Genomic DNA, 7,198 nt, shown 5'->3' on the forward strand with positions numbered 1-7,198 from the left:
TGTAGAGCAGCAGCGTGTTGATGATCGCATTGCCGTAGGCGTCGCCCTGTGAATACCCGCGCTCGTGCAGGGTGTGCATCTCGTCGAAGAAAACCGCTCCACCGAGAGCGCTTTCGAGCAACTCCTCGGTGTTCTTCTCCGCATCGGCCATATAGCGCCCCAGCAGTTTGGCCCGGTTGGTCTCCACCACCAGGGGTTTGCGCAGCACCGTCAGCCCGCACAGCTGCTTGGTGAATGCGCGTGCCACCGATGTCTTCCCGGTGCCGGGCGGACCCAGCAGCAGGCTGTGCCGCGAAGTCACCGGAACCGGCAGCCCCATTTTGGCCCGGGCCAAATTCACCTTGGTGGTGGATTTGATGAGCTTGATCTCTCGTTTGGCCTGCTCCATGCCGAGCATCGCACCCAGCTCGGCGTCGCCTTCGGCCAGGTACTTCGCAGCCGCCTCGGCGTGTCGGGCGGCTTCGGTCTGCTCGCGGGTCGGTGCGCTGTCCGGATCCCACGGATCTGTGCGTGCCTCAATGGTTTCCGGATCGGTCAGCACCAATCGGTAGTCGGGATTGTCCAGCGCTTGGCGGGCCGGGGCGAACTTCGCATCACGGGAATACACCCGGCGCAGCAGCTCGACGGCCTCCTCTTCACGGCCGAGGTGACGCAAGCACATGCCCTGGGTGTACAGCGCGATATTTGCCGCGCCCGGCACCCGGTCACCTTCGATGGCTTCCTGGGCACGGTGGCAAGCCTCCTCGAACACACCGAGTGAGGCCAGCGCGGTGGTAGCCATCGCCGCGGCCGCGGCCTTGAGCTCGGCCTGGCGCCACGGCGTCGCCGCCGGGAATTGCTTCAGCACGTCCGGCCAGCGGCGGGTGCGGAAATACAACAGACCCCGCACATAGCTGACCAACTCGGCCTCGAAGGGGTTTCGGGGTTCGATGGTGTCCAGCAGCTGCGCAGCCTCCTCAGGCCGCTTCGCCTCGGCCAGGGTGGCGGCGTAGGCGGCGGCCAGTGATTCCACGCTGGTGATCACCAGTCGCAAGAACATCCCATCGGACGCCTCTGGGCGAAACTCCGCGTCGGTGATGGCCAGCCGCCGTGTCTCCCACCCGAATGTCCGGACCGCCGCCCAAGCGCCCGCCAACACGTCGATGCCCCGGTCACCGGCCAGCACCCGGCCCAGCCAGGCATCGCACATCCCCGGATCGATCGCGGTGGCAGAGGTGAACATCTGCAGCGCGGCCTGCGGGTTGTGGCTCGGTTGTAACCCGTTGACCGAGATACCCGAAGCCAGCATGCCGGCGACCACCGCATCGCGGGCATGCGTCACGGCAGTCTGCGAACTGGTCACAGTGCCGCTCCGACCGGGACCGCCGGCTGTTGCGCCGCCGAATCCACCGACACGACAAGCTGTTCGCCGGCTTGCAACTCCCGAACCGGCACCACCGGTGTCAGGCGCCGCGCCGGCGCCGGCAGGCTGGTGTGAACGGCGGTCAGCTGGCGACCGGTAAGCCGGTTCAGTCCAGCTCGGACATCCTTGGGCAACCGGCCGTCGCCGTGGTATCGCACCAGCACCGATACCTCCGTCCGGCGGTGTGCGCCAGCAAGTCGGACCGTCACCACGGTGGCGTTGATCTCTGGGGTCTCCGGTAGCCACAACCTATCCAGGTTCTCCGAGGTGATGTCCCGCGGTGACATCCAGAAGCTGGTGACATACCCTTTGGCCTGACTTTGCTTCAGGCGTCGCCGACGCGGCCGGACCCCCGCTGGTTGCAAACCGGCCAACACGGCGGTGTCGACACCGGCGAACTCCGCTGCGGTCAACGCGCGGGCAGTGATCTGCCTCCCGTCGAGGACGTTCACCAACCGCTCGGTGGCTGCCCCCAGTGTGGCGGCCACCGAATCGCGAGCCGCCACAGCCGCGACGTTGCGCTGTGGGTCCATCCGCAACACCAGCCAGGTGTTGCGGTGGCCTGGACCGGACGTCGCGGACGCGTGCTCATCCGAGCCTTCCGGGTCGGCCGCCGCAGTGTCCTGATCGTGGTCCAGGTCATCCCCGCGGGTACCCACCGTCACGATGTCGATGCCGTCGAGGCGCACATCGAACTGGCGCAATCGGTCGGCAACCAGGTCCACCGGCAACGCGACCGTCGACGCGGCTCCGCGGTGATGGCGGCCGGACGGCGTCGCCGGCGGCGCACTCACCGCGATCACCGCGACCAATCGACCCTGGTATTCGCGGATGCCGACCGGTGCGCGGCCATAGCGCCGATGGTCGTCGATCCCCGACGTACATCCCGCGGTCAACATCGTCTCCGGGTCGGCGAACCGGTCGAGCACCCGCGCGCCCAGCGCCGAGACGAGCGCGACCCGGCCGTAGGTGACCAGCGCAGTGATCGTCGTCAGCACCGCGATCCCGACGCCCGACCACCACACGTAGCTGGCGGCGCGCGGGTCACCAGGCCAATGTCCGGCCAGCGCCAACACTGCGACATCGATGAGAAACACCGCGGTGACCCGCAGCCACGACAGGCTCAGGCCGACAGCGCGCTGCGCCTTCATCGCCGCCTCGCTGCTCGCCGCATCGCCGCCCCGCCGAGTATCACGCCACCCGTGAGCAGGGCAACCAGCAATCCCGCTCCGGCCACCCAGACCGGTGTCATGTCACGCTCTGGCGGGATCGGCGGAACCGAAAGCGGCCTGGACAACCGTTCCGGTGGGACGACCGGGCCGTCGGGGACATCCCACGTCAGCGCCGCGACGGGGTCGACGACGCCATAACCGATTTGGTTGTCCACTCCGCGAGCTGGCGGGCGGGCGGTGCGAGTCAACCGGTTGATGATCTGATGTGCCGATAACTGCGGGTACTTCGCGCGAACCAGTGCGGTCACCCCGGAGACGATGGCGGCCGAGAAGCCGGTACCGGACGGGGCCAATAACGTATTGTCCGGTCCGTCAACCGCATTCATCAATCCGTCATCCCGGGCCGAGAGGCCTTCGATGTCGGTTCCGGGCGCGGCGATCGAAACCCAGGGGCCGGCCACGCTTGTTTTGGTCAGCGCCGCGCCGGCGGAGTCCACCGCCCCCACTGCCAGCACGTAATCGTCGAACCAGTCCGGAGTCACCACCGTGTTCACGTCGTTCCAATCCCGGGGATCGTTGGGCTGCAACGGGTCGTAGATCGGATTCTGTTTGCAGTCGCGTTGACCGGTGTCGCCGGCGGCGGCAACGATGACCGCGTCCTTGTCGACCGCGGCGTAGTGGACCGCCGCACCCAGGTCCGGCTGGTCGATGATGGTGCGCGCGCTCATGCACACAACCTGGGAGATGTTGATCACCGACGCTCCCAAGTTGGCGGCGTGCACGATCGCCCGCGCCAACGTCCGGATCTCGTCCATCTTCTCGCGGGCCTGCGGGTCCTGCCGATCGGCGAACGGCTCCTTCGGGCCGAATGCCTTGCTGGACTGGCGGATCGAGATCAGTTCCACATCGGGTGCCACACCGCTGAACGCATCCGGCGCCGACCCCGCAGGCGGCGGTGCGCTCGGTGCCGCAGATCCCAGTGGCGAGCCGATCGGCACCACTCGCGCGCCGCCCGCATAGCCGGCCGCTTTCCCAACTTTCGCCCCGGGCGCCGCACCGCCGCTCTCGGTGACGCCGGCTGACGGGGCCCCCGCCTGGGGAGCCGGCCCCGGCAGCGGTCCTCTGGGTCCTTCAGGAGCCGGCTCCGGCGGCGCCCAGGGAGGTGCCTCGGGGGGTGCCCCGGTGCCCTCCTCGGGGGACGCTGGCGGCAGAGGTGGTGGCTGCACGATGATCGTTGTCTGCGGCACAGGCGGCGTCGGTGTCGGCTCTGTGGTGGGAACGGATGGCGGGCGGCGGGTCTGGCGCGGAGGGGGCAGTGGGGCAACGGCGCTGTCCGGGGCGGCGGCGATCAGCGACGCCACCAGCGTGCCGTGGGCATCGCAATCGGATAGGCCGTCACCACCGGCCATCACATAGTCGCCGCCGCCGACCAGGTTCGGCAACCGGGGGTGCGGGGTCACGCCGGTGTCGATGACGGCGACCCGCACCCCGGCACCGCGGCCGAATCGCCATGCCTCCGGCAGGTTGAGCATGTCCAAGAATTTCGGTTGCACCCGAAAGTCGGTTCCTGGGAACACCCCGACCTCGGTGCAATACGCGGTCTGCCGCATCGTCTGTTCCGGGCCGGGGGCGCCGTCCGGCGGCAGGGCGGCCGGATCGATCGACGGGCGATCGATCGCGGCGGCGGGGGCCGGCACCAACAGGTCCGCCAGCGAGCCGCAGGCCACGATGATCGCCACGGCTGCCGCTGCGCTGGTGCGTCTGCACCTGCGGCTCAGCGAGCCGCTAGCGGTACCGGATCGCTTCATAGGCGTTCATCAACCACAGTGTCAGTGGGAACAACGGCATCAGGCACAGGTATTCGATCCATTCCACGAATTTGCGGAACAGCGGGCTGTAGACGGTGTTGGGTACCACCGCCGCGGCGATCAGCCCGGCAGTCGGCAGCAGCACCAGGACGACTACTCCGGCCGTCAGCGCCGCGGGCGACCACAACTGCACCACGTAGCGCACCACCACGGCGGCGACGATGAACAAGCCGGTCACCGTCACCGTCACCGCCTGCCAGCGGTCCATGAAGGAGCGGCCCCGCAACACCAGGAATCCGGCTGTGAAGCCGGCCAGCAGCAGTGCCAGCCACGATTTGTCTGCATGGGGATCGCACAACCCGGTGACGCACGCCACCACCAGCACACCCAATCCGGCGAGCAGACCCGATAGGAACGATCTGGCCCGCTCGGCACGCAGCACCACTCCGCGCACCGACTCGGGCCCCTCCAGTACGGGCGGGCCGTCCTCGTCCTGCCTCACCGTGGTCGGCAGGTCGGGACGGGCCTCGAACACCCAGCGACTGGTGGCGGACGGGAACACCGGCAGCCTGATGCCGGCCAGCCACCGGGACAGCGAAGCGGCGCCGTGGTAGCCGAGCACGCAGGCCAGCAAGGTGCACCCCAGCAGCGTCACCACACTGGTCATAGCCAGCATCCGCAGGACGCCCATGACCGCCACTGCGCCACTGATGGTGGTGATGGCGGTGTAGGTCGCCAACTGCCGGCCGGTGAGCCGGATGATCAGTGGCGCGGTGATGCCGGCCACGCCGAAACCCAGGGCGGCGTGCGGCGCGCCGACCGGGCCGGGTACCGCCGCTGCCGCCGCGACCACCAGTGGCGCCAGCCCGCTGTACACGAGGATGTCACCGACCTGTCGCCCGGCCACAGAGTGCGACTGCGCCAGTATCAGCGCAGCCGCGGTCAGCACCAGGACCGCGAGCCCCGCGCCGTAGCCGGCCGTCAGCCAGGTGTCGTGGCGGTAACGCCAGGCGCCGAGCAGCCCGGCGGCCAGCAGCACCCCCACCGAGAGCGTCGCCACGCCGACCTGCATCGCGGTCGCCGCATCGATCCTGGCGAACCGTTTAGCCAGATTGACCGACACCGCGGTCGAAATGTGTTCGATCACCGGGGATCTGCGCTCGCGGTCTTCGACAAACCGCAGCCACAACCGGTCGCCGTCGTAGACGTCCTGTTCGGTCAACGACTGCGTCGGGCGCAGCGCCGTGCCGTCGACCAGACACAGCACCCAACGGCCGCGCCCGTCGGCTTTCAGTTCCGGCTCCTCCAGTTCCCGCAGTCGGTTGTTGACCACCTTCAGCAGCGGATCGATCATCACCGACACCGGTGCTTCCGCGTCCAGCAGCATGCCGATCTGTACGGAGCCACCGGCCATGATGCCGACTGTCGTCGCCCGGGGTGACGATACTGCGACGTCGGTGCCGGATTGTGCCGCTTCGACTACCGAAGTCACCGCACCATCACCCCGACCGAGAATGTTTCACCCATATCTACCGCCTCGTGATTTGTGGCCTGTGACGTTATCCAATTCTAAAGGTAAATAGCGATATCTGCACCACACCAAGGTACTTCAGGTAAAGCGTTGACATGTCATACTTTTCGAGCTGACAGGCTAAACTCTGCGATGCGTTTTCCACGCGCCGTAGGGCAGGGTGTCCAGGACGGTCTTGACGCCCACCTGCACCAGCTGCGGGGTGGCCGGGCAGATCGCCATCCATGCCTCGCCGGAACCCGCGGTGCGCGCTTGCTGGTACATGGCGATGCGCCCGCCGGATCCGTCTTTCAAAGACAGCACCGAGGCGCTCGGCCCCTTGGCGTCGTCGCGGTACTGGCGCGCATACACGGCCGCTTCGGCGGCGGGGTCCGACAGCGCCTGCCCCAGCGCGGCCACGGTGGCTGCGCTGATGCCCATTCGGCGCAGGTCACCGCCGGAGAACACGTTGAAGCCGGATTCCTGCCAGGTCTGGGTGACTTCCAGCATCTCCTCCATCGGCACATTGACCGCGGTGATCGCAGCAGGATCGGCGTGGTGGATGGACTCCAGGCCGTCGATCACCAGCGCGGCGACCGATGAGGCATCCGTTACCGACACGTCGTCGACGGTGATGTCGCTGCCGACCCGCACCGCCGACACCCAGTGCTCACCCCGGCGGGCAAGCAGAACCCGGAACTCGTTGTCGGGGATGTCGCGTGAGCCGGGCGGCTGATCCTCGTCGTCGATGACGCCGTACAACAGCTTGCCCAGCGACAGCAGCGCAACCACCTCCATATCGGGGGCGGCCAGGACTCTCATACGGTTTGCGACCTGCTCGTTGACCGTGTCTCCGTCGACGATGCCATGTTCACGCATCACCGCCATGCCCGGATGCTCTGCCAACCACTCGTTCGAATCAGTGGAGACGTATGGCCTGCACCGCAGCTCGGGTGCAACATGGCGAATGTCCAGCAACGCCTGCAGCATCCAGAAGCCCTCGACGTTGACGGTGATGTCGGTGCGGGTGGTCGGATCCATCGCTGCCCTTCTCTATCGCTACTGGTGCAGTTCGCTGTTGAAGCCACCGGAACTGAGCTATTACAGCACGCGACGGCACACCGGGTGGGTCGGTGTGCCGTCGCGCTGTGGGTGGTCGGCTAGATCCAGCTGGAGCCGACGGCGGAGTCGGTAGAAGCCATGTTGTTGCCCGCCGATTGCACCTTCTGCCCGTGGGCGTTGGCCTGCTCATAGATCACCTGGAAGTTACGCCCCAACGCCGTGACGAACTCCTGGCAAGCCACCG

General features: G+C 67.5%; 5 protein-coding genes and 1 pseudogene. All 6 read right to left on the reverse strand.

Going from position 1 to position 7,198, the window contains the following annotated elements:
• The coding region (eccA, locus tag AC2VON_RS11785) for a type VII secretion AAA-ATPase EccA (protein WP_486953133.1) at positions 1-1,288 on the reverse strand (1,288 nt) is incomplete at its 3' end.
• A gap of 50 nt (positions 1,289-1,338) precedes the next feature.
• Entirely contained in the window at positions 1,339-2,553 is a 1,215-nt protein-coding gene (eccE, locus tag AC2VON_RS11790; RefSeq protein ID WP_486953129.1) for a type VII secretion protein EccE, read from the reverse strand.
• Positions 2,550-4,382: a S8 family serine peptidase gene (locus tag AC2VON_RS11795; protein WP_486953130.1), complete on the reverse strand. Its 1,833-nt coding sequence runs from the start codon at positions 4,380-4,382 to the stop codon at positions 2,550-2,552. The genes eccE and AC2VON_RS11795 overlap by 4 nt, the downstream gene beginning before the upstream one ends.
• A complete protein-coding gene (gene eccD, locus AC2VON_RS11800; RefSeq protein ID WP_486953131.1) occupies positions 4,360-5,874 on the reverse strand; it encodes a type VII secretion integral membrane protein EccD in 1,515 nt (504 codons plus the stop codon). Before eccD ends, AC2VON_RS11795 begins: the two co-directional genes overlap by 23 nt.
• A 159-nt stretch (positions 5,875-6,033) precedes the next feature.
• Positions 6,034-6,933, reverse strand: a complete 900-nt coding sequence (locus AC2VON_RS11805; RefSeq protein ID WP_486953132.1) for an ESX secretion-associated protein EspG — start codon at positions 6,931-6,933, stop codon at positions 6,034-6,036.
• Positions 6,934-7,052: 119 nt separating this feature from the next.
• Positions 7,053-7,198 (reverse strand): annotated as a pseudogene (locus tag AC2VON_RS11810) (type VII secretion protein EsxI); the annotation flags it as partial.

The organism is Mycobacterium sp. TH-M82 (assembly GCF_057473605.1).